At 47.1% G+C, this 23,716-nt stretch carries 22 protein-coding genes; 11 read left to right on the top strand and 11 right to left on the bottom strand.

Translation table 11 applies throughout. From position 1 onward, the window contains the following. Nucleotides 1-423: 423 nt before the first annotated feature. Both K7B07_RS19735 and K7B07_RS19730 read left to right on the top strand, forming a co-directional pair. Entirely contained in the window at nt 424-1,299 is an 876-nt protein-coding gene (locus K7B07_RS19735) for a phytanoyl-CoA dioxygenase family protein (RefSeq protein WP_223712257.1), read from the top strand. A 68-nt stretch (nt 1,300-1,367) separates the two neighbouring features. Further along, nucleotides 1,368-2,195 (top strand): SDR family NAD(P)-dependent oxidoreductase, encoded by an 828-nt coding sequence (locus tag K7B07_RS19730; protein WP_223712256.1) that lies wholly within the window; start codon nt 1,368-1,370, stop codon nt 2,193-2,195. Between the two features lie 74 nt (nt 2,196-2,269). Here K7B07_RS19730 and K7B07_RS19725 read toward each other — a convergent pair whose 3' ends face one another. After that, the gene (locus K7B07_RS19725; protein WP_223712255.1) at nt 2,270-3,571 is read right to left on the bottom strand and encodes a fasciclin domain-containing protein; all 1,302 of its coding nucleotides are present in this window, start codon (nt 3,569-3,571) and stop codon (nt 2,270-2,272) included. Nucleotides 3,572-3,588: 17 nt separating this feature from the next. Further along, on the bottom strand, nt 3,589-6,327 hold the full coding sequence (locus tag K7B07_RS19720) for a TonB-dependent receptor (protein WP_223712254.1): 2,739 nt from the start codon (nt 6,325-6,327) through the stop codon (nt 3,589-3,591). Between the two features lie 144 nt (nt 6,328-6,471). On the opposite strand from K7B07_RS19720, the gene K7B07_RS19715 reads away from it, so the two are divergent. Continuing rightward, nucleotides 6,472-7,392: a phosphoribosylaminoimidazolesuccinocarboxamide synthase gene (locus K7B07_RS19715; RefSeq protein WP_223712253.1), complete on the top strand. Its 921-nt coding sequence runs from the start codon at nt 6,472-6,474 to the stop codon at nt 7,390-7,392. Nucleotides 7,393-7,506: 114 nt separating this feature from the next. Here K7B07_RS19715 and K7B07_RS19710 read toward each other — a convergent pair whose 3' ends face one another. The 3 genes from K7B07_RS19710 to K7B07_RS19700 all read right to left on the bottom strand — a co-directional run bounded on the left by K7B07_RS19710 (nt 7,507) and on the right by K7B07_RS19700 (nt 9,430). Beyond that, complete coding sequence (locus tag K7B07_RS19710) at nt 7,507-8,442, bottom strand: hypothetical protein (RefSeq protein WP_223712252.1); 936 nt, start codon at nt 8,440-8,442, stop codon at nt 7,507-7,509. A gap of 7 nt (nt 8,443-8,449) precedes the next feature. Beyond that, on the bottom strand, nt 8,450-8,737 hold the full coding sequence (locus tag K7B07_RS19705; protein ID WP_223712251.1) for a hypothetical protein: 288 nt from the start codon (nt 8,735-8,737) through the stop codon (nt 8,450-8,452). A gap of 222 nt (nt 8,738-8,959) precedes the next feature. After that, on the bottom strand, nt 8,960-9,430 hold the full coding sequence (locus K7B07_RS19700; RefSeq protein ID WP_223712250.1) for a hypothetical protein: 471 nt from the start codon (nt 9,428-9,430) through the stop codon (nt 8,960-8,962). A 183-nt stretch (nt 9,431-9,613) separates the two neighbouring features. On the opposite strand from K7B07_RS19700, the gene K7B07_RS19695 reads away from it, so the two are divergent. Beyond that, nucleotides 9,614-10,723: a lactonase family protein gene (locus K7B07_RS19695; protein ID WP_223712249.1), complete on the top strand. Its 1,110-nt coding sequence runs from the start codon at nt 9,614-9,616 to the stop codon at nt 10,721-10,723. A 4-nt stretch (nt 10,724-10,727) separates the two neighbouring features. Beyond that, entirely contained in the window at nt 10,728-11,417 is a 690-nt protein-coding gene (locus K7B07_RS19690; RefSeq protein WP_223712248.1) for a thioredoxin domain-containing protein, read from the top strand. Here K7B07_RS19690 and K7B07_RS19685 read toward each other — a convergent pair. Further along, complete coding sequence (locus tag K7B07_RS19685) at nt 11,404-12,024, bottom strand: IMPACT family protein (protein ID WP_223712247.1); 621 nt, start codon at nt 12,022-12,024, stop codon at nt 11,404-11,406. The genes K7B07_RS19690 and K7B07_RS19685 overlap by 14 nt on opposite strands. 1 nt (nt 12,025) lies before the next feature. Beyond that, nucleotides 12,026-13,087, bottom strand: coding sequence for a bifunctional diaminohydroxyphosphoribosylaminopyrimidine deaminase/5-amino-6-(5-phosphoribosylamino)uracil reductase RibD (gene ribD, locus K7B07_RS19680; RefSeq protein ID WP_223712246.1), 1,062 nt, complete (start codon nt 13,085-13,087; stop codon nt 12,026-12,028). A 32-nt stretch (nt 13,088-13,119) separates the two neighbouring features. On the opposite strand from ribD, the gene prmC reads away from it, so the two are divergent. Further along, nucleotides 13,120-13,980, top strand: a complete 861-nt coding sequence (gene prmC / locus K7B07_RS19675) for a peptide chain release factor N(5)-glutamine methyltransferase (protein ID WP_223712245.1) — start codon at nt 13,120-13,122, stop codon at nt 13,978-13,980. Nucleotides 13,981-13,996: 16 nt separating this feature from the next. Here prmC and K7B07_RS19670 read toward each other — a convergent pair whose 3' ends face one another. Continuing rightward, nucleotides 13,997-14,947: an SPFH domain-containing protein gene (locus K7B07_RS19670; RefSeq protein WP_223712244.1), complete on the bottom strand. Its 951-nt coding sequence runs from the start codon at nt 14,945-14,947 to the stop codon at nt 13,997-13,999. Between the two features lie 99 nt (nt 14,948-15,046). Here K7B07_RS19670 and K7B07_RS19665 point away from each other — a divergent pair, with 99 nt between their 5' ends. Continuing rightward, nucleotides 15,047-16,135: an adenylate/guanylate cyclase domain-containing protein gene (locus tag K7B07_RS19665; protein ID WP_223712243.1), complete on the top strand. Its 1,089-nt coding sequence runs from the start codon at nt 15,047-15,049 to the stop codon at nt 16,133-16,135. Here K7B07_RS19665 and pepT read toward each other — a convergent pair. The 3 genes from pepT to K7B07_RS19650 all read right to left on the bottom strand — a co-directional run bounded on the left by pepT (nt 16,132) and on the right by K7B07_RS19650 (nt 18,687). Continuing rightward, nucleotides 16,132-17,385, bottom strand: a complete 1,254-nt coding sequence (gene pepT / locus K7B07_RS19660) for a peptidase T (RefSeq protein ID WP_223712242.1) — start codon at nt 17,383-17,385, stop codon at nt 16,132-16,134. The two genes, K7B07_RS19665 and pepT, sit on opposite strands and share 4 nt — an antisense overlap. 144 nt (nt 17,386-17,529) lie before the next feature. Then, complete coding sequence (locus K7B07_RS19655; RefSeq protein ID WP_223712241.1) at nt 17,530-17,985, bottom strand: FKBP-type peptidyl-prolyl cis-trans isomerase; 456 nt, start codon at nt 17,983-17,985, stop codon at nt 17,530-17,532. Between the two features lie 99 nt (nt 17,986-18,084). Then, on the bottom strand, nt 18,085-18,687 hold the full coding sequence (locus K7B07_RS19650) for a DinB family protein (protein WP_223712240.1): 603 nt from the start codon (nt 18,685-18,687) through the stop codon (nt 18,085-18,087). A 174-nt stretch (nt 18,688-18,861) separates the two neighbouring features. Between K7B07_RS19650 and fmt the strand changes: the two genes are divergently transcribed. The 4 genes from fmt to K7B07_RS19630 all read left to right on the top strand — a co-directional run bounded on the left by fmt (nt 18,862) and on the right by K7B07_RS19630 (nt 23,659). Continuing rightward, a complete protein-coding gene (gene fmt, locus K7B07_RS19645; RefSeq protein WP_223712239.1) occupies nt 18,862-19,806 on the top strand; it encodes a methionyl-tRNA formyltransferase in 945 nt (314 codons plus the stop codon). Beyond that, nucleotides 19,803-20,666, top strand: coding sequence for a helix-turn-helix domain-containing protein (locus tag K7B07_RS19640; RefSeq protein ID WP_223712238.1), 864 nt, complete (start codon nt 19,803-19,805; stop codon nt 20,664-20,666). Before fmt ends, K7B07_RS19640 begins: the two co-directional genes overlap by 4 nt. Nucleotides 20,667-20,721: 55 nt before the next feature. Then, entirely contained in the window at nt 20,722-22,113 is a 1,392-nt protein-coding gene (locus K7B07_RS19635) for an alpha/beta hydrolase (RefSeq protein WP_223712237.1), read from the top strand. Nucleotides 22,114-22,180: 67 nt separating this feature from the next. After that, entirely contained in the window at nt 22,181-23,659 is a 1,479-nt protein-coding gene (locus K7B07_RS19630; RefSeq protein WP_223712236.1) for an alpha/beta hydrolase-fold protein, read from the top strand. Nucleotides 23,660-23,716: the final 57 nt, after the last annotated feature.

Raw genomic sequence — 23,716 nt, 5'->3', positions numbered from 1 at the left:
TTATTCGTTTAAGCCTGCCAGTCAGCAGTTTTTAAACGGCTTCAAAAATAATGCAGTGCGCAGCAAAGAAGTTACAAATATCCACCAAACACTTATAATAATCGAAACAACTCAGCGGGATACATGTTCATTCCGGTTATTACCCGGCAATTTTCCTGCCAGGAGGGCGATCGTTAAAAAAAAAATTTGGATTAAAAGAAAAATAGACTAATTTAGTCTATAAATTTAGTAGACTAATAAACTTCATGGTTCATCCTCATAAACATAACAATCCCGGTCTTTTCCTGTATTCCCGCAGAAAGCTCCTGTCTGTTGCCGGTTGTTGTTGTTGACCCCTCCTGTTGCCTGCCACCGGAATACTCCGGTATTGCTCCCCGCATCTGTTGCATTTGCATCACTATTATCATATAAAATAAAAAACAAATGAATATACCAATACAATCCTTTGTCTTTACAGGTCAGATCCATTCACTGCACCGCGCCTATTTTGCAAAAACCGGTGTACTCCATTTCAAAAACTTTGTTTCCAACAGTACTGTCACCCAGTTTTTACAGGAAGTGCGGGAAGTGGAGAACTACCTTATCCGACATCATATCACCAGGGTAAACGGGATTCCGCTTAAATACGGCACTGATACCGACGGCCGCCCGATCATCCAGCGGATCGCTTTTGCCTCTCAATTCAGCCCGGTGCTGAGTAATTTTCTGAAAAGTGATGCCCTTGGTGCCCTAACCACATTGCTGGCGCCCTATGAAGCCCGCATCGGCGAAACAGAAAAAGACGGCCTGGTAGTGAACCATTATGTTAATGCTGAAGACAGCAACTTTTCAAAACTGGGTTGGCATACAGATAGTCCCCGGGACCTGTTCCTGGGCTCGCGTATACGGCCGATGCTCAATGTAGGGCTGCACCTGGACGACTGCCCTTATGAAAATGGAGGGTTACGCGTGCTGCCCGGTACGCATAATAAAGGATTGTGGACATTGCTGTTCCGGAAAAGATACTTTATAGATCATACTCCCGACAAAAGAGAAGCAGGTTTTGCCATCGACGCCGGCGACCTTACCATTCATGACGGCCGGCTCTGGCACCGGGTACAACAAGCGCCTTTTACCGGAGAGAAAAGCCGGAGACGGGTCATGTACATACCCGTCATCACAGGCGCCTACCGGCCCAAGCACGCGGCAAGTGCCACGCCCTTTTATCACCAGATCGCCGGGATAAAGCTGTTCACAAAAAGAAAACAAAAAAAAGTATCCACACCGGCTTTGCCGCTGGTACCGGAAATAAACGGGTAACCTGTGATCGGGATCCCGCATTATTCCTGAAAAACCGTTTTTTAAACCCTGCAAATAACCAGATATTTATGGCATATGCATTAATAACCGGAGCTGCAAAAGGCATCGGACGCGCACTCGCGGAAGAACTGGCCTCAAGAGGATACCAGCTGATCCTGGCAGACCGTGACAAAGAACAGCTGGAAGCCACTACCGCCCGGCTGATAAGAGATTATGAGATCGTGGTAAGAGCGATCACCCTTGACCTTTCAGATAGGAACGCCGCTGAATACATTTACCGGCAAACCACTTATTATCATCCCCATCTGCAGATCGTGATCAATAATGCCGGCTATGGCCTGAACGGGGATTTTGAAAAACTGGGACTGGAGCAACAGCTGAACATTATTGATGTGAACGTAAAAGCCCAGCTGCGCATCGCACATTGGTTCCTGCCGGTTTTAAAAGCCCGGCCCAGCGCCTACCTGTTAAATGTTGGAAGTACTACCAGTTATCAGTCGGTACCTTATCTTTCAATTTACGCGGCTTCCAAGGCCTTTGTGTTATCGTTTACGCGCAGTCTGCGGCAGGAGCTGAAAGGGTCTCCGGTCTCTGTAAGCTGCCTCAGCCCCGGCAGCACGGATACAGATTTTGTGAACCGGGCGGGCATGCAGCTTCACACCCGGAAGATCGCCGACCGTTTTAACATGAGCCCGCAGCGGGTAGCACGGATCGCTGTACGGGGATTGTTTAAAAAACGGGCGGAGATCATCCCCGGCTTTATCAACCAGCTCAATGCAGTACTGCCAAAATTCTTTCCGAAGACCGTTACGGAGCGGATCGCCGCAAACATCTACCGGCCAAGGGTTTCACCGGATCCTGCTCCTGTTTCCACACCTGTACTAACTTCCCCATAAATACCTGTCGAGGTTCAATGCAACAGGGGGCATCAATAAGACACCCCCTGTTTTCATATCGGGAATATTGTTGATTAAAAGCTCAAGGGCAGTAATATCTGGTCGATCTTATGCAATGTTCCATTCAAATAGTACTGGTCGCTTGATCCGTTGGGCTCCGGTGTGGGGTTATACATAACATGGGCGGCTGTTGGATTAACCGCTCCTTTCACCGTGAGGGCGGTGGCCACCCCTCCGTTAAAGGTGGCTTTAACTTTTAGTTTGGGCGCCGCTGCCCCCAGGGCAAGACTCAGCAATGTGGGTATTTCTGTTTCTGCAGCCGGAAAATGACTCAGGAACACCGTGCTTCCCAGTATATGATAAGCCAGCAGTCCTTTTACCTTTTCGGCAGTAAGTACAGGGTATAAAAGCGGGTTACTGAATACCGCTGCAGATCCCACCAGCTCCTGTGTTTTCCCCGGAGCCTGGGTGTCTGCTATAACCTTAGCCACCGCGTCCGGGGCTCCCTGCGATTTGGCCTCTGCATAAATAGCGGCATGTACCGCCGGGTAGGCCAGCACATACAACGTAGCTTTAAATACATCATCCGTTGGTGCAAACAGGGTGATGCTGGGGCCGAAAGAAGACAACAAGGTAACCATCGACTTTGCGGGGTTCTTTTTATCGTCGGCCGTAAGTCCGCTGTCGGCGCGTTCCACTGCGGCTTTTAAGTAGGTCAGATCCGGTGCCTCGCTGATGCGCTGCCACAATAGCCGTGTAGGAGGCATTACCACTGCTGCCGTGCCGTAATAGCCGCCATTTCCGGCAGCCACCCGGGCGGATGCTACCGGCACATTATTAACATAATTGACGCCATTGTTCTTTGCCAGGAAAACAGACAGCCGCGCCAGAGCGCTCAGATTGGGAGCCGGGTTGATCATGGATGGATATTGCAGATTGAACGATCCTCCGGCCAGTGCCGACAAATCCAAACTCTGTGGAATGGTATTGTATTTCACCAGTCCATTGGCCGTGGCTACCGGGAAAGCAGCGCTTTGAATGAAACCGGCCACCACAGCATCCGGGGCGTTTGACGGAACCTGTCCGCCGGTTAGGAAACTCACTGCTGTTTTCACCGCCGGATTGGTTGGTACAAACAGGGTAAGCATGCGTTTTTTATCATTCAGCGTGTCGGCATAGCCCGATTTCTTAATTACTTCACTGAACAGGCTGTAATTCGCATCGGCTGCAATAGCGGCCGCCAGTCCGGGCTGGCTGCTTGTATCTGCCGGCTCCGGCTCGGGAAACTGCTGCACATCTTTATTACAGGAAAAAGTTACTATCATCACCAAAAGCACCAGAAAGCTATAGATCGTTTTTGATTTTATGTATTTCATAAACCGGTTTTTAATAATTAAAACACGTTATACCCAAAGCTGATGTAGTACAATCCGCCTACGCGTGCATTGCCGATGGCATTCACATAATATTCATTCAGCAGGTTGTTGGCACCGATCTTGATCATCGATTTGGTTTCGGGGAGTTTGAAGCTCACCTGTGCATCCACTACATTGATTCCGGGCACCTGCCCGTTGGCAAAGTCACCGTTGTAATAGAATGTGTCCTGCCAGCGATAAGTAATGCTGAATCCAAACCGGTTTTTAGGTCCGAACCCCGTGTTGGCCACACCGATATTGAAACGGTATTTCGGTGCGTTGAAGAACGATACAAATCCCGCCGGCAGGTCGCTCAGATTATCGGAGGAAACATTTGCATTCGCCGTAAAATTGCCATAGAAGCGGTAATCCAGTCCCAGCCCGAAGCCATAGGTCTTTACCCCTTCATCGATATTTGTAGGCACCGAATAAATATTTCCGTTTGCAGTATCTGATTGTGTTACCGGGGCCCCGGTTTTATTCTGAACCAGTAAACTGCGGGTGAGAAAATCCTTATACTGACCGTAGTAACCATATACATCGATCATGAGGCGATTATCCGCCAGTAATCCTTTATACCCCAATTCAAATGTAGACACACTTTCCGGTTTATATTTTACATAGTCATACTCCACCAGCTGGTTATCATCCCTCAGGTTATTCAGGTAATACACTTTATTTTCCCTGAACTTATAAAAATCCCAGAACTCGCTCTGTCCGCCAATGAGCCGGGTATTGCCGCCCACATTCAGGTTGATCCATTGCTGCTGTGTGGATGGAAAGCGGTAGGCCGTCTGAAAGCTCAGGCGGATGTTGTTGTTCTCGGCAACTTTGACCACTGCCGTGGCCCTCGGGGTAAAACGACCCTTGAAGTTCTCATTCTTATCATAACGCCCGGCAAGGGTTAGCTTTACAATATCCCCCAGGTTACGGCTGGCCTGGATATAAGCCCCCATTTCATTAATGGGAATGGTTCCGGTCGAATCCGCGAACAAGGTCCCTTCGGAATTCAATACATACCGTTTATAATTACCGCCCACCAGCAGATCCACCACTTTTCCGGTAATATGCGAAAAATTATACTGGCCTTCCAGACTGTACAGATCCGTTTTATCAACAAAAAGTCCGCCTCCTTTTGAAATAGGAATTGCTCTTACACTATCAAACATCCTTTTCCATTCTGCACTGCCCGCTTCCGGCCGGCCCTGGTCGGCAAATGCACGGGCAGCGGCATGCGCGTCATTATCAGACATACCGGCCATCTTACTGGCAAGGAATGTCTGCGAATACTGCGAATACCAACCCGTGGCCCCGCCACTGGCTTTCCAGGCCTCATTCGTCAGCCTTGTGGTTACTGTGGCATTAAACGATTCGCCGGCGTTCTCCTGTGTTGTCCAGCCGCGTAAAAACCAGTTCTTATTTACCAGTTCCAGTTTGTACTGACCCATTTTGAGGTTCTTCAGCGAGTAGCGGTCGCTGCCGGTATATACGGTATTACCAGTTCCGAAATTACCGGCGAGGATCGCTTCCGTGTTAGGTGTGATCTTATAATGCAATGCAGCGCTCACCTTAAAATTCTTTGTGGTCGGATCAATAATATCAGCCTCCTGGTACCCTGTTCTGGAAACCCAGATCGGGCTTCCGGATAAGGAATTGATCAATCCCTGAAGAAAAGGTGCCTGCTGGCCAATTCCCGGAAATACATCTTTAACCAAGTTCACTGTTGTTTCATCTCCATATACATTGATGCCATCGTAGTTGGGATCTGAGGCCCTGGTTCCCGCTTTCGGAACACCATCCGTCCCGATCCGCGCATAGTTCCTGTCATCCTGCGCTACCCAGTCTTTGGCCGAAGTGTATTCCGCAGCGATCTTATAGGCGAACTTATCCGACACTTTGTGTCCCCAGCGGAGGGCATAGTTATTAAAGATCGATGCATCACGGGCCGCATCGTCCAGGTGCATCACACCTTCTTTTATTTCTGCTGAAAGTCCCTGGTATTTAAACGGGTTTTTGCTGTTGATCACCAGTGTTCCGTTCATCCCGCCAGGGCCGTATAAAACAGAAGAGGCGCCGGGCAGCAGTTCCATACTTTCCACGTCCAGCTGTGTGGTCCCGATCACCGAGCCTACTGAAAAATTCAGACCGGGCGCCTGGTTGTCCATACCATCCACGATCTGGTTAAAGCGCAGGTTACCGCTTCCCATAAACCCCCGGGTGGTGGGCGTTTTAAACGTAAGCGAAGCGGTTACCACATCCACTCCTTTCAGATTGGCTACAATATCATAATAGCTAGCAGCAGGTGCATTTGTGATCGCGGCACTGTTTACCCGCTCTACGGTAACGGGCGACTCGATAAGCCGTTCCGCCACACGGCTCGCAGAGACCACTACCTCCTGCCCCAGTTCAGTTTTTGGCACCAGGGACAGGGTCACGGGTTCCGGCCCGGTTACGGTGATCTCCTGTGTTTCATAGCCCACAGAAGAAATCACCAGTTTTACAGGATAGCTGGCTGCTTTTATTTCAAAGCTGCCGCTGGGTCTGGAATAAGCGCCTGTTGTACTTCCCGCAACAACAACCGAGGCCGCGTTCACGCCCTCCCCGGTTTCGCTGTTCTTTACGGTTCCTGTAACGGTGACCGTCGTTTGGGCATCGCCCTCCGCCGCGGTAAATAAAAGGAGGAATAGAGTGGCTAATAAGCAAATCGCAGGTCTCATAAATTTCTAAGGTTTTGTGATTTGAATGTTAAAATAACACTTGTTAGTGGGAAATAAAAATTTAATTATTAACAGATTCGGTCGTAATGGATTTTTTTTCAGCCCGTTGGTGGTTAATACCTAAACCCTGATTATTTTCGCAGCATGTCAACGTTTAATTTTCCGGGTCAGACCGCTTTCTATAAGGGTAAAGTAAGGGATGTTTATACCATCCAGGACGAATTGCTGGTAATGATCGCATCCGACCGCATTTCTGCTTTTGATGTCATCCTTCCCCGCCCCATTCCCTTTAAGGGTCAGGTATTGAACCAGATCGCTGCCTTTATGCTCAATGCCACAAAAGATATCTGTGCCAACTGGCTGCAAAAAAAGCCGGCGCCCAATGCCTCTATCGGTATTAAATGTATCCCGTTTAAAATTGAAATGGTGGTACGGGGCCATCTCACTGGTCATGCCTGGCGTACTTATCAGTCCGGAAAAAGAACACTTTGCGGCATACCGTTACCCGAGGGTATGAAGGAAAATGAAGCCTTCCCTGCGCCCATCATTACGCCCAGTACAAAAGCGGATGAAGGACATGATGAGGATATCAGTAAAGAAGAGATCATCCGGCAGGGACTGACCACCCGGGACGAATGGGAGGAGCTGGAGCGGCTGGCACTCCTGTTGTTCAAACGGGGACAGGAACTGGCAGCAAAACAGGGACTGATCCTGGTAGATACCAAATACGAATTCGGGAAAAAAGAGAACAAGATCATCCTGATGGATGAGATCCATACACCGGACAGTTCGCGCTATTTTTATGCCGATGGTTTTGAAGAGCGGCTGGCTGCCGGTGAAAAACAAAAGCAACTGAGTAAGGAATTTGTAAGAGAATGGCTGATCGCCAATAATTTTATGGGCAAGGAAGGACAGGCCGTGCCCGAAATGAGCGACGAATGGATCCAGACCATCTCCAACCGGTATATTGAATTGTATGAAAAAGTGATCGGGGAAGCGTTTAAACCGGAAGTGCTCGGGGATGAGGAATTGTATGAGCGGATTGTAAAAGCATTAAATCTCTAGCGAAATAAAACTGTCTATATTCTATTACAACTGAGAAAATAATGAACAGCACAGAGCTTCTCACTGAGAACTCTGCGCTGTTATATCAAAAAACCATTTTCTCCTTTGCTGCCGCTAATAAGGAGGAGTTCCCAGATCTGCTCCTGCTACTATTCCTTCCCTAGAAAAAAAGCTCGGGTCCCTGGTAGTTGGAACAAAAATTCTTATTTTAGTTTCATCAAATCTATAAAAACTGATTGTTGCCGGGCTACGAATCCACCTTGCTGTAATAGTAGCAGATTGATCTTCCATTAAATAGACTCTTCCGTTAAATTCATCCCGTTCTAAATAAAATACGTGCCGTCTGGAGACCATACCAATATCAGCTCCTAAAGGAGAAAAAGACGCATTTGAATTTGTATGATATAATGACTGATCCACAGCAGGTTTTGAAAAAAGCGCATAGTCATCTGTCAGATTAGTCGTATTATTTCTGGCAATAATCCTCCTGTAAACACTATCAATCCCAACAAAAATCTCCCCAGTTATGTCATTCCTAATGAAGGCCCCTTCTGTGTAAGTCGCTGGAGGTGGGCCATTATTACCATCCGGAGGTGTTACCCCAGGAATATAGGTAATAAAAGCCCCGCCAGCTTCAATTGGCGCTGCGGTAACATTATTACTATGCCAACATGCATAATACATACGTAAAATAATATGCCCACCGACCTTTCCTGCAGGTATTGAAAAAGTTTTATTAATCTGAGTAAGATAATTGTCAAATTGCGAAGTTTGAATGTTTTCGACTTGCGATAAAGCAAGCTCTCCACTACCATCTTTGTAAAATATCTGATAGTTCAGGACTCCAAAAGTCTCATATTCCCTTCCATTCGAATTAAATTGCCGCGTAACATTTAAACTATAGTTTACCGTGGTTGCAACACTATTAGAAACAGGTATCTTATAGTCAGGAGTCGACGGAGTTATCGTAAATTTCGTTATTGTTGGAAATGCAAAAGCAAAAGAGGTAGAAAATAGCAGCACTATTAATAATAAGGTATTCTTTTTCATACAGATATTAGTTTTCATGAGTTAGTTTATAAATATTTGCTTCGTCATACTGTTCTTGAATTTTCTCAATCTTCATTCTAAAAATTGTACCGGGGACATAAAATTCATTCGTAGTTTGATCAATCTCAATTGAAGATTGTGCAACTCCCAAAACATCTGACAGATATTTTGTTAATTGAACAGTATCTGCAGGCGCTTCACCGGCTAACGCATCTCTGTGGGTGTTAGATTTAGTACAATTCGAAAAAGCAGAAATAGCTACAATCAGAAGCAGCTTAGTAATTGTTTTTTTCATAAATGATTCTTTTAGGTTAAATAATCTGCTAAAAGAGGTCTGTACCTGATGGTGCTTTTAATATTTGATAGAACATTCTTTGGGCTTGTAATATTTCAGTCATTCATATCATTAGCATCATACAGCCTTTAGCTCAACAAATATATACATTTATTTTACAATTTAACCAACAAAAAACCGCCCTCGCGGGCGGCTCATGTATAGGGAACGGACTAAAAAAATCTATTTAGTTATTTGAACGTCCAATTTTCTTGGTGTATTTTGTTTTGATGAAATAAATACCTTGTTTTGCTTTGTTGCGCTTGATGCATTAGAACCAAAACAATAGTAATCCAGGGCATCTGTTGCGTCAGTGGCAGTCTGTATCCCATCTTCAATAACTCTTATTGAAATCTTGTTGGGAGCACGAGAATTATTACGCACTATTCTATATTGATTGCTACGATAGAAGTCCCCATATAATTCATCTCCATTCTCCGGTAATTCATCATTATACCTGCTTTCAATAATGGCATAAGTATTATCGTTCGAAAACTGGACAATGCTATAAGGATATCCTTTGTTATATCCTGTAACGTAAGCATACTCATCATTCGTATTATTGTCATCGCGCCAGTGGTCCCGTTTTGAACAACTCGCCAATACAACGGTAGCTAATACTGCTACGATTGAAAATGTAAGAATCCGTTTCATGGTAGTTCGATTTAATTGTTTTTAAATTTTCTGATCGCTTGTTCCTTTGATATATAGAAGATTTATTGCGCGCTAAAATTGCACCGCGATTGTTAAAAAACAGATAAAACAAAAGGAACGCTGCTTCCGATTTATACCGTTCAAACCTTTAACTTGTTGTACCTTTGCTTTTTAAATTCAAGCATGAAAACAATCCTGGCATCCCTGTTCCTCTTAAGCCTTACAGGTACCGCCCGCACCAGCTGGGGTCAGTACCTGGTAGCCGGCACTTATACCAATAACAATAGTTCCAGCAAGGGTATTTATATTTATGATTTCGATCAACAAAACGGAACACTGACCGAAGTAAGTATGACCCCGGCTGTGAACCCTTCCTACCAGGTGGTTTCAAAAAACCAGCGTTTTGTTTATTCCGTAAATGAAACGGCCAACGGCGGCATCAGTGCTTTTTCATTCGATAAAAAAACCGGAAAGCTGACCCTGTTGAATACCGTGGAAAGCAAGGGCGATGATCCCTGTTACCTGGAAATTGACCGTAGCGGCAAATGGCTGTTTGCCTCTAATTATTCCAGCGGCAGCTTTTCCATTTACCGCATCAATAAAGACGGATCACTGGGCGGCCTGTCACAGGTTGTGACTCACGAAGGCAGCGGGCCGGACACTGCCCGCCAGCAGGCACCACATGTGCACAGCACCACGGTTTCTCCCAACAACCGTTTTGTATTTGTATGCGACCTCGGAACGGATAAAATTGTCACCTACCCTTTTAAGGCAACAACGGGTAAGGTGGATACGGCCAACGCATTCTTCACCAGCACTGCGCCAGGCGCGGGTCCCCGTCATATGGTCATCGCCCGGAGTAAAAAATTTGTTTACAATGTGGATGAAATGGGCGGCACGGTGAATACCTATACGCTAAAAAACGGAAGGCTGCAGCACCTGCATACAACAGATGCCCTGAAAGCAGAAAAAGGAAAAGCCGCCGGTGCGGATATCCATCTTTCGCCCGACAATAAATTCCTGTATGTCTCACAACGCAGCAACAGTACCATTGAAGTCTACCAGATCGATCCCGCAACCGGCATCCCGGCATTTGTGGGCAGTCAGTCCACCAACGGAGACTTTCCCCGGAATTTCACCATCGACCCTTCCGGGCGCTGGCTGATCGCTGCCAACCAGAAAAGCGACAACATCACTGTTTTCAAACTCAACCCTGCTACCGGGTTGCCGGAACCCTCCGGGCATGAAGTAAAAACAGGCATCCCCGTATCATTAAAATGGATCTTAAAATAACAGCATGAAATACGCATTTTTATTCCTGTCTGCCGTTCTCCTGTTCGTCACTTCCCGGGCCCAGACAACGGTGCTGCCGGTTCAGCAATTCAGCAAGGCACTCTCCGCACCGGCTGAAAAAACAATACTGGATGTACGCACCCCTGATGAATATACTTCCGGTCATATTGCCGGTTCGGTGAACATCAACTGGAACGACAGCAGTTTTGGTGAAAAAGCACAGCTGCTGCCAACGAACCTGCCGGTATATGTATATTGCCTCAGCGGGGGCCGTAGCGCCAAAGCTGCCGCTTATTTACGCGGGCAGGGCTTTAAACAGGTTTATGAAATGGAAGGTGGTATGATGAAATGGCGCGCCGCAAAATTGCCGGAAGAAAAAGCAGCAGCGGGCAAAGAAGGACTTACCAAAGCTAACTTTGAAAAAGCGTTGAATACCGATAAGATCGTACTGGTTGATTTTTATGCCGAGTGGTGTGGTCCCTGCAAAAAAATGGAGCCCTACCTTAAAGAAATCGCCCGTGAAAAACAAGCTACGGTAACAGTGCTGCGGATCGATGTCGATAAGAACCAGGAACTGGCTGATGCACTGAAAATAGATGCATTGCCGGTGCTCCACATTTATAAAAAGGGCGCACTGCAATGGTCGCACCTGGGCTATATTACAAAAGACAATGTAGTGGCTAATTTGAAATAACGGCTGGTTCCGTCAGTACCAGGTTCCGGATATCCCCGAACCGCATCAGCGATTCCGTAAAGCGGTGTTTGGGTATACCGATATCCATCACACAAAACAATTGCAGTTCCTGTTTGATGATGGTGCAGTCGAATTGTTTTATCACGTTCATTACTTCATTAAGCTGGGTATAATCAAACTGAAGGTGACAGGTCTTCAACACCGGTTTACGCACTACAGGCGTCACCTGCAACGCCATGGCTGCAGCTGATTTGTAAGCATTGATCAGTCCCGGCACTCCCAATAGTGTGCCTCCGAAATAACGGACCACCACCACCAGCACATTTGTGACCTGCCGGCTGTCGATCTGTCCAAGTATCGGTCTTCCTGCTGTACCCGAAGGTTCTCCGGCATCGCTCACCCGGAAGGTATTGCCGTCTGTTCCCAGGCGGTAAGCAAAACAGTGATGGTTGGCTTTGGGATGTTCTTTTTTCACAGCAGCCAGTATCTTTTTAAAATCGTCGGCATCCTTAAGCGGATAAGCGATCGCGATAAAGCGGCTTCCCCTGTCTTTAAATTCTGCCTGTCCGCTTGCTTCAATGGTCTGATAGTAATTTCCCTGATCCATTTTAAATTATAAACTGGTTACTCATATTCTTATAAATCGCTATTTCATCGGATCCGGAAACGGTGGTTTGCAGCAGTGCCTGGCGCTGCAACCGGGGTGCCTGAAGCCCGCTGCCGGCAATCATCCCGGTATTGGTGATCACCCGCGCCTCATCCCAAAGGTCGCTGTCGATAAAGGATTGAAGCAGGCGACGGCCGCCCTCCACAAAAACACTCTGAACCTGCCGTTCAAACAACAGGTCCAGCATTCCCCCGATGAGGTCCGGGTCTTCCACGCGGATCCATTCCGCCTGCGCTTCTTTTTTTGCCTGTTCCCGGTTAAAGACCCATACAGGATCCCCGGAATGAAAGAGTTGCAGTTCTCCCGGCAGCTTACCTGAAGCCGATACAATGATCTTCAGCGGCGGGTTTCCAAACCAGTAGCGGTTATCCAGCAACGGATCATCTTTTACCGCCGTGGCCGCCCCTACCAGGATCGCCGCTTCCTCCGAGCGCCACCGGTGCACCAGCCGGTCGGTCACCGGGTTGGTGATCTTCAACCGTTCCGCTCCTTCCGAAGCCATTATCCCGTCCCTGGTCTGCGCCCATTTCAGAATAATATACGGCCGTTTCAGTCCGTGAAAAGTAAAGAACCGTTTGTTCAGCGCTATGGCTTTCCCGTCAGCGATCTGCTCTATGACCTCCACACCGGCGTTCCGCAGTTTTTCAATTCCCTTGCCATTGACCGCTTCAAAACTATCGCGGCAGCCTATCACCACCCGCGGGATCTTATGCCGGATGATCAGGTCAGCACAGGGCGGCGTTTTACCATAATGCGCACAGGGCTCCAGCGATACATAAAGGGTCGCCTTTGCGATCAGCTCCGGATGGAGCCGGAGTGCATTATTAATGCAATGTACTTCCGCATGCGCTTCCCCGTACCGCTGATGATACCCTTCCCCTATGATGGCATCTTCATGAACGAGTATGGCACCCACCATCGGGTTAGGCGCTACATGGCCCGCTCCCAGCTGTGCCAGCTGAAAACAACGTTCCATATAAATACCCTGTATCCCTGTACCCATTTTTGCAAAAGTAAAAGAATTAAGTTTGCAGCATGTCTTTAAAAAATACAGAAAAAAGCTTTGTACAGGATCTCGGGGAGCTTTACCCTGAGAGTGAAGCACGGCAGATCTGGTACATGACCGTGGAAAACCTTACGGGCATTGATTTACGGGCAGGTGGCAGGCAACCGTTCAACCCCGACCCCTGTATGCTGAAGATGCTGCAGGATATAAAAAAAAGACTGCTAAAGGCCGAACCCATCCAGTATATTCTCAATGAGGCCTGGTTTTACGATATCTCGTTTTTTGTGAACCGGCACGTACTCATCCCCAGGCCGGAAACAGAAGAGCTGGTTGCCCTGATCATCCGCGACCACCAGGACAGACCGGAGGTCCGTATACTGGATGTGGGCACCGGAAGCGGCTGTATCCCGGTTATTTTAAAGCGGAAGCTGCCGGCCGCAACGGTTACCGCCTGCGATATCAGTGCTGATGCCTTAGCCGTTGCCCATAGGAATGCGGCAAAATACCGGCAGGAGATCGATTTTATTGAACTGGATTTTTTAAACACCGGCAACCGCTCGCGCCTGCCGCAGGTGGATGTGCTGGTCAGCAATCCGCCTTATATCCCGCTTGCAGACAAAGCGGCCATGCATAAGAATGTAGTGGAATACGAACCTTCCCTTGCGCTGTTTGTTCCGGATGCAGATCCCTTATTATTTTACCGGGAAATAGCGGAAGCAGCAAAAACCCTTTTGGCGCCGGATGGCAGGATCTACCTGGAGGTACATGAGCGCCTGGCAGCAGATACGCTTCAGCTTTTTGAGACAAACGGATACCGGTCTTCAATCAAAACAGATATGCAGGGCAAGCAGCGGTTTGTGCTGGCCGGGTTCGCAGGCAATGGATCCTGACTTTATCCCGCACAATCTAGTTTTCTTTTTTAAGCGCGTCTGTTCCCGAAGGCCGCATCATCATCCCTTGAAATTGCTTCATGGTATGCTCCATGCCCTCGGTGCTTCCGTCCAGGAAAATAACGTTCCCCTTTCCGTATTCGGCGAAGTTTTTGATCGCTTCGGTCCACATGCTGAATAAAATAAAATTGGTATCCAGGTTGGCCTGGCGCAGTTCCACTGCGGCCGACGACACCCCTTTTGCCACCTCTTCCCGGAACAGGGCGATCCCCTGTCCTCTCAGCCGGGCTGCTTCCCGCTCTGCTTCCGCGCTGATCTTGATCGCATTTCCCTCGGCCTCGGCCGATTTGGTCTTGGTGATCAGCAATGCCTGGCCCTCATTCTCCGCAGCAGCTTTCAGGTTATTACTGGCCACCACCTTGCTCATGGAATCCAGGATCATTTTATCAAAGGTGATGTCGTTGATCTGCAGATCCAGGAGGTGATAGCCCCACTCTTCTTCCAGGGTATGATCAATTTCTACTTTCACGTACTGTACGATCTCGCGGCGCAGCCCCAGCACCTCGGCCTGTTTTTTGGTCGCAACAAAAGCACGGATATTGCCTTCAATGGTCCGCACCAATGCCTGCATCAGGTTCCGCTCATCAATGAATTTAAACGCCACCTTTTTCACGGTTTCCTCCAATTCGTTCTGCACCGCGTATAACAACATACTTTTGAAATACACATTCGCCTGATCCTGGGTCACTGCCTGGAACTCCAGCTCCACCGACCGGTTCTGTACAGACACCTTCCGGTATACCCTTTCAATAAATGGGATCTTTATATTCAAGCCCGGTCTTACCACACGGCGGTATTTTCCAAACATGGTGATCACCCCTATATAGCCCTGGTTGATGGTAAACAATCCGCTGAGCACTACCAGCAAAAGCACCAGCACCCACCAAAAGTTTGCAATGATTTCCATAACAATAATTATTTTTATAAAGGTAAGGATTAACCTATATGTGAGATAATGCTTTTTGCCTCCCCGGTCCGGGAGGAAACCTTTTAAAAGCCCGGCATTATGCGTACAAGGAACAGTTTAAAATTCAGACAACTCTTCATCATCACCTGCGGGTGGCTGATCGTTGGCTTTTTTATCACGCTTTACGACTACCTTATCCTTCATTCGGCCCTTTCAGCGGGACCCGCGGCGCACTATACATTTACCACAGCGCTCGTCCGGAATCTGATCGGCGGTTTTGTAGGCGCTTTGCTCGGAGGCAGTCTGCTGGTGTTCTTTATTAATGTCAGGTACCAGGACAAACCTTACGGCTATACACTGGCGGCGGTTTGTATTTCTTTTCCTGTTATCATCATGCTGGTTACGGTTGTTGTTGCCGTTATACAGGTACCGTTACAGACGGGCCAACCGCTGGGTCATCCGGAAAGCAGGCTTGCCCTCCGGCAATTTTTCAACGACCCCACGCCGTTGAAAAATGCGTTGGTATGGTCTTTTATTGTAGGCATTACCCAGCTGCTGCTGCAGATCAATTATAAGTTCGGACAAAATAATTTCTGGAACATCATCCGTGGCAAATACAATACACCGAAGAAAGAGCAGCGTATTTTCATGTTTCTCGATATCAATGCATCCACTACTATTGCCGAACAGCTGGGCAATGAGCGCTATCATGCGCTGCTGAAGGATTTCTTTGCCGATCTTACCCCACCCATTCTCGACAGTCAGGGCATGATCTATCAGTATGTGGGCGATGAAATCGTGATCGCCTGGAATTATGAAGAGGGATTAAAAAATGCCCGGTGTCTGAAATGCTTTTATGACATGAAAAATCACCTGCGGAAAAAGGAACCGCACTACCTGAAAAAATATGGCCTGCTGCCCTCGTTTAAAGCCGGTATACACTGCGGCAATGTTATTGCCGGGGAAGTTGGGGTTTATAAACGGGACATCACTTACTCGGGTGATGTACTGAATACCACCTCACGGATCCTGAATAAATGCAGCGAGCTGCAGGAAGAATTTATAGCATCCGCTGACGTGTTGCTTCGGATACCCGCAGCTGCCCAGTTTATTACCAAACCACTGGGGGCACTGTTGCTGAGAGGAAAGGAGCAACGGCTTTTATTAAATGCACTGATGCATCCTTAATGCGCCGTTTTCTCTTCCCATACCTGCACCAGATTGATTAAGGTTTCCACCGATTTTTGCATATCCTGGATGCTGACATATTCCTGTTTGCCGTGGAAGGCCATTTCCCCGGTAAAAATATCCGGAAAAGGCACTCCCATAAAAGACAGCCGCGAACCGTCTGTGCCTCCGCGTGCACTGCTCTTTTTAAACGCAACTCCACTCCGCTCCATCGCAATTTTCACATACTCCCCTACCTCCGGATGCTGATCCACGATCTCCTTCATATTCCGGTATTGCTCCCTGCTCTCAAATTCATATCGGCTGCCGGAGTACCTGCCTGCAGCCTGCTTTGCGAATTGCTCCAGCCGGGCTTCATGCAGTTTCAGCCGGGAGGTATCAAAATCCCTGATGATAAAGCTGACTGTGGCTTTTTCAGCAGTGCCCTCCATATGAACCGGGTGCACAAAGCCTTCCCGGTCTTCCGTGGTCTCGGGACTAAAGCCATCCCGCGGCAAAAGATCCAGGAAAGTTCCCGCGATCTTGATCGCATTGATCAGTTTATCCTTGGCATAGCCCGGGTGGATGCTGTTTCCCAAAAAAGTAACGGTTACGCCATTCGCGCTGAATGTTTCATCGGTATAGCTGCCCCGTTCTCCGCCATCCAGTGTGTACCCGAAATCCGCGCCCAGCTTTTTCAGATCCACATGATCCACGCCCCGTCCGATCTCTTCATCCGGGGTGAACAGGATGCGGATGGTGCCGTGCTTTACTTCCGGATGTGTTACCAGGTAGTTGGCCAGGTCCATAATGATGGCGACGCCCGCTTTGTCATCGGCTCCGAGAAGTGTGGTACCGGAAGCCGTAATGATATCTTCCCCTTTTTTGGTTTTCAGGTAAGGATGGTCACCGGGCCGTATGATCTGTTCCGGATCATCCGGCAGCACCATATCCTTTCCATCGTAATTGTAGTGCACAACAGGTTTTACTCCGGTTCCCGGGCAATCTGATGATGTATCCACATGACTGCAAAAGCAGATCACCGGTACCTTTTTTTGTGAATTGGCCGGTATCGTGGCATACACATAACCAAATTTATCCAGTTCAACATATTCTATCCCAATCTTCTTAAGCTCTTTTACCAGAATTTTACTTAATGTTTTTTGCTTGCTTGTGGAAGGCACAGTATCCGACAGGGGATCGCTTTGGGTATCAACAGTGACATAGCGCAGAAAGCGTTCGGCAACGGTAAAATCATAAGTTGTGTCCATCTTTTTTATCTTTATTTTAAAATATCATACCGGCTCACAATTGCAGCAGTAGTAATATTTTACAAAGTATCATCAAAATAAAAACTTAACTATAAAAGCAGCTCCTGAAAGCTGCTTTTTACAAAATTTATTTACCAGACAAAATTAAGGCATAATGATCAGCGGACTGCCGCCTTCGATCTCAACCAGCTCCAGGTCGAATACCAGGTCCTTGCCCGCCAGGGGATGGTTGGCATCCAGAACGATCTTATCATCTGTAATTTCTTTTACAGTAACCTGGAATTGCTGTCCCTGCGGATCGCTCATCACCAATGGCATGCCCACTTCAACTTCCATATCCTGCGGCAGGCGGTCTTTCGGCATCTCAATGATCATGTCAGGGTTCACCGGGCCATAGGCTTCTTCAGCCGGTATGGTAATGGTCTTTTTATCCCCAACAGCCATCCCGGTAACACCATCATCAAACCCTTTGATAACCATGCCGCTTCCGATCTCAAACGGCAGCGGATCCCGGCCTTCTGAAGAATCGAAGGTTTCTCCGGTAGTCAGTTTGCCGTGATAGTGCACTTTTACCTTATCGCCTTTTTTTGCTTGTTGCATTGAATGAATTTAATAATGAATAATCTTATTTGCGGGCAAGGTAACCATTTTTAGGCAGACCCCACAATTTGAAATCCTTCCCAAATCCGGGCAAATGCGTTACCGGGAAGGAAAGCCGGGGCTTTTCATCACCTCTTCTATCTGCAGTGTGTGCCGTTCGCTGTGTGCTGCCAGCAGCAGCAAGCCCTGGAAGACATCAATCGTTCCGGCGGGTGTTGGCATAAAATGCTCCTTTAGCGGATCAGTTGTGCCTTTCAGGTATTGTATGGTGGAGTCTCTTCTTTCAACAAAAGCTTTCAGCGCAGCCGCTGCATCCGGGAACTGGTCTTTGGGTTGCAGCATTTCGGGGGCCTGTGCTTTTTTTGTCCGGTCGGTAACACCGGCGATCAGCTGTTCATTCGTAGGCGCTGTTTCCGGCTTTTTCAGGGTATCGCTCTTTAAAGAAAGCATGCACCACTGCCACAGGCCATCCTCCGCCAAAGCGATGTGTTCGATGCACTGCGTGATCGACCAGCGGGAGCTGTCCGGTTTAAAGGCCAGTTGTGCCGAGGTCAGTTGCCCCACATCTTTCAATAGCCGCTCTTTTGTTTTTATATAATAATCTACAGCAAATTTCCTGTCCTTGGGAGAAAGGTCCGTTGTTACGGGAGTAAGAAAGCTGCTCGCCATTACTACGAGCAGACAAAGTACCAGCTGTTTCATAAAATAGAATTTTAGTTGGTTAAAATTACACCGATATTTTTATTATCGGGATGAAATATCCGGATCCCGGGCCGGCGCCTGTTACCTTCTGTAAATAGCACAGGGATCCGTTTTTAAAAACAGGTTATTCCGCAAACAAGCTACCATGTTCGATTACATCATTATTTTTGCGGGATGATATTTAATGAACAGGCAAGAAATTTACGTATCGTGTTTATGGGAACACCGGAGTTCGCGGTGGCCAGTCTGGATGCCCTTGCCCGGGCCGGGGCTACCATTGCAGGGGTTATTACTGCTCCGGACAAGCCCGCAGGCCGGGGGATGGAATTGCAGCAAAGTGCGGTAAAAAAATATGCGCTGGATAAAGGCTGGAAGATCCTACAGCCGGAAAAGCTGAAACACCCTGATTTCCTGCAGGAGCTCGGGGAACTGAAGGCCGATCTTCAGATCTGCGTCGCATTCCGGATGCTTCCCGAGATCGTGTGGAATATGCCGCCCATGGGCACCATCAACCTGCATGGTTCATTGCTGCCCCAGTACCGGGGTGCCGCGCCCATCAACTGGGCAGTGATCAATGGCGAAAAGGAAACGGGGGTCACTACCTTCAAACTACAGCACGAGATCGATACCGGCAATATCCTGCTGCAGGCCCGCTTCCCGGTTTCGGAAACCGATACTGCGGGTACCGTTCATGATACCATGAAAGCAATCGGTGCAGACCTGCTCGTAGAAACGGTGCAGCGCCTGGCGGATGGATCAATTACAGAAATACCCCAGCAGCTCCCCGAAGGAAGCGCGATACACCATGCGCCAAAGATCTTCACCGAAACCTGTCTGATCGATTTTAACCGGCCGGTAACGGCCATCTACAACCTGGTACGCGGTCTTTCCCCTTATCCGGGTGCGTTCACCTATCTGAATGGTAAAAAACTAAAGGTCTTCACTGCTATCAAACATATGGAGGATCCGGATATCAGGCCCGGCAGCTATCATACAGATGGAAAAACATTCCTGCGTTTTGCCTGCACGGATGGTTATCTTGAAATAAAGGAGCTGCAACTGGAAGGGAAAAAACGCATGCAGATCGCCGATTTCCTTAGAGGGTATCAGTTCGTATGAAATTTGAAGCGCGATACCCGAACCATCCATTACTGAAAAAATACATTCAGTATTATTATTTTGTAAAAACGGACAGCCCGGCACACTACAGTCGTTATTATTCTTTTCCGAATACCACAATGCCGGTTAACATTCACAGGAATGTGACGGTATCAATTGAAAAAGAAAAAGTACAGATCAGGGAAAGCGCTGCAGCGGGTATTACTGCTATTGTTAACGGTATGCGGGAGGCCCCGCTGCAGGTGGAGTGGAACGGGAATATTGACAAACTGACTATTGCTTTTAAACCCGCCGGCCTCAACGCATTTATAAATGAACCACTGCAGCATGCCGTACGGGGCTTTACGAATATTTTTACCGGATGGGATTCATTACCGGAATACCAGGTTTTTCTTCAAAAATTGTATACCACCGCAGACATAAACAAACGCACTCAGACCACAGAAGATTTTTTGCTGGATATCTGTCGTCCATATGAGAAAGAGCCGTTGTTGTATACCGCCATTGATATACTGGGTGACTTCACTAATGAAAAAACCATCAGTGAAACAGCGGCTGTTTTAAATATCGCAGAACGAAGCTTTAACCGTCTGTTCAAAAACTATGTGGGCATTGCACCTGTAGGATACAGAAAAATAGCCCGTTTCCGTCAATCATTGGAAAATAAAGTAATAAAGGAAAAATTCAAACGGCTTACCGACATCAGTTATGAAAGCAACTACTATGATCAGGCCTATTATATAAAAATGTACAAAAAACTGACCGGTAAAAGTCCCAAAAACCTTTATAAAGCCATCGCCAAACTGGCCGATGACAATGTCATCTTTGAATTCCTTGAAAAGACTATCGATTTTGGCTGAAAAGTACAATTTAAAAATACGAAAACATACGTATTTTGTTGTTAAAATCGCCAGAATGAAAATATTATCTGCATTGCTGCTGGTACTCATGACCGGAAGCAGCCCGGCCCAAGCAACAGTAAACTCTGCAACGGACAGTATCGTTATTGCTTACCGGAAAGATACCCTGCATTCATCACTTCTTAACGAAGACCGGACGATCAAAGTGTATTTGCCCCCCAACTTTAAGAAGAATGAAAAATATCCCGTCCTCTATGTGCTGGATGAAAGCTGGATGTTTGAACCAACAGTACAGGAGGTAAGAAAACTGACAAGCTTTAATATCATACCTCCATCCATAGTGGTAGGGATCAGCAGTCCGGACCGCGGAAAAGATGTCAGTCTTAATTTTAAGATCGGTGCGTTCAGCGAGACCAGTAAAAAATTTTCAGCATACATTGTTACTGAATTACGGGAGTTTATAACACAGCATTATGCGGCCTCCGGCTTCAATATACTGGTGGGCCATTCTGACGGTGCCAGCTTTGCCCAAAAAGTACTCACCACCTATCCTGCTGCTTTCCGCGGCGTCATTTGCCTGAGTCAAAATCTGTTTGGAGATCAGTTGGGCGAATTCAGGGACTTCATGAACCAGCAATTTACCAGTAATATTTATTATTATGTTGCTTCAGGAACCCGGGATGCTACATCCAGGATCCGGTCGGGGCAGGCGCTGGACAGCCTGTTCCGCCTGAATCACAACGCCCATTTAAAAACAAAACAGGAATTGTTTGAGGCGGAACATTTTGGTGTGGGAGGTATTGGCCTTTCGGGCGGCATTACATTCGTATTTTCGGATTATTATCAGCCAAACGACTGGAACCGGCCATTGATCGATTCATTAAAAAAGACCGGGGCTGATCCTGAAAAAATCATCGAACTTTATACTTCGGCGGTGGCCGATATTTATAATGTGGATGTGAAACCCTCCCGCTCCGGAGTACTCAGCCTTGCCTTTGCGATCATCACTAATAAGGAACAGGCTGCAAATTATCTGAACTATATGTCAAAATTGCCGCCAGAGAATGACCAGTTCAACTCATCAGCCGCCCAGTTGTATGAAAGGATCCATGAATACAACATCGCCCTTGAATACTGGGTAAAATACCTGACCGATCCCCATACCTATAAGGGGCATTTCTTTTATTTCAGAAGACCGATTGAGTTACTGGCTTACAAAATGAACGATGGTACACGGGCCATTGATTTTGCAAAAAAATGGGAAAAACAGGCACCTGTACTACAACTTTCATTCAGTTATTTTATTGCAAAAATTGCCGCAGACAAAAATATCCGGAAAAAAGAGGGGCTCAATGCCATAGAATATTTTATTAACAACTATGATCCATCCCGCACGCAATATTCGTTGGAGGAAGGTAAAAAACTGCTGGAACAGCTGAAGCAATAGACAGATTGGCCGAAAACTACAATTTCAAACTGTACGAAAACAGGTATTTCGTTGTTCAAACCTACACATGAAACCGATCCTGTTTTTAACCGCCTTTTTTGCAACATCATTTGTAAAAGCGCAGACCATTGTTACCAGAAGCATTTATGCCTCTGAACTGAACGATAGCATCCGTTACCGCGTATGGCTTCCGGAACGTTTTGATAAGAATGCAAAACATACCGCCATTTACACCGTTGAGGACACAGAAGACGGCATCCTGTTTGGCTGTGCCTCTTTTGCAATGAAACAAAAAAGCATCCCCGGCACCATCGTTGTTGGCATCATCAGCGGAAGAAAACTTATCGATTTTAATTTTTTAACCGGCAAACCCAATCCAAAAGGGATGACCTTTTTAAAGGAATGGACCACCCGGATCATTCCCGACGTGGAAAAAGAATTCGGGGCATCGGTATACAAAGCCTTTATGGGCCATTCCTACAGCGCCGTTTACGGGAATTACCTGATGCTTCACCATCCCGGACTGTTTAAGGGTTATATATTGTTCGCTCCCGAACGGTACTGGAACGACGAGACCAAACCGGTTTATTCCATCTCCGATTCCATTGCCCGGTACTATAACAACAATAAGGCTTTTGTATATCTGGCCGTGGGAGCAGAGGATATAAAAAGAAGAAAGGACTATGTAAGTGAAATCGCCGATAAAGTAAAGATACTGGACAGTACCCGGTTTATTTTTAAATCAGAGATAGCAGCAGGTTCGCACCACATGAGCATCGTACCGAACAAAATGGAGGCGGCGCTCTGGCATATTTTCAACTCTGTCACCAATTTCCAGGACAGGGACAGTGTGGTAAATGCGCTCGAATATTTTAACGAAGTGCAGAAAGACCTGAATGATGTATTCGGTATTGACATCCCGAAATACCCCGAAACCTCGTGGTATTTTTATAAACTGGCTGCAAAAAACCGCGACGAAAAAGCGTTCAACACATTCAGCAATTATTTCCCGTTTCAAAAAATGCTGGGCGGTGCCGGTCTGGATTATTGCAATATCGCGTCTGTTTGTCTTGCCGAGGGATGGAAAAGCAAGGCAGAAGCCCTGTATCAGCAAGCGATCAAACAAGCTGCTGAAGATGAACAAACAAAACCGGCCGTACAAAACCAGTACAATATTGAAATGGCCTCCCGTAACCTGGCGTTCAAGATCTATACCGCCGACCCGGATAAAGCATGGAACATACTGCTTCATGCCGCGAAAACAATAAAATACATCGGTAATTATTTCAATGCAGGTAGATTCGGGGTCGAAAAAAAGCTGCATTTGGAAGCAGGCATCTCCTACCTGAAAAAATGCCTTGACATGAAAGACAGCGAAGAATTTATACAATACGAAGAACGAATCTATCAATACCTGGCACAGGGCTATTTTCTTCAGGATAATAAAAAGAAAGCCCTTGAGTTTGCAGAAAAGACAGTGGCATTGAATCCTGGCAACGATCCGGCCAGATATATTTTATTCAAATACGGTAAGGCTCCCGGCTAACACTGGCCAAAAGAAATGCAATTTCAGGAGATTATTTTAATTTACAGGACGTCCAAT

This window comes from Niabella beijingensis (genome assembly GCF_020034665.1).
Lineage (GTDB): Bacteria > Bacteroidota > Bacteroidia > Chitinophagales > Chitinophagaceae > Niabella > Niabella beijingensis.
Note: the sequence above shows the minus strand (reverse complement) of the source record. Positions and strands in the feature narration are given on the sequence as shown.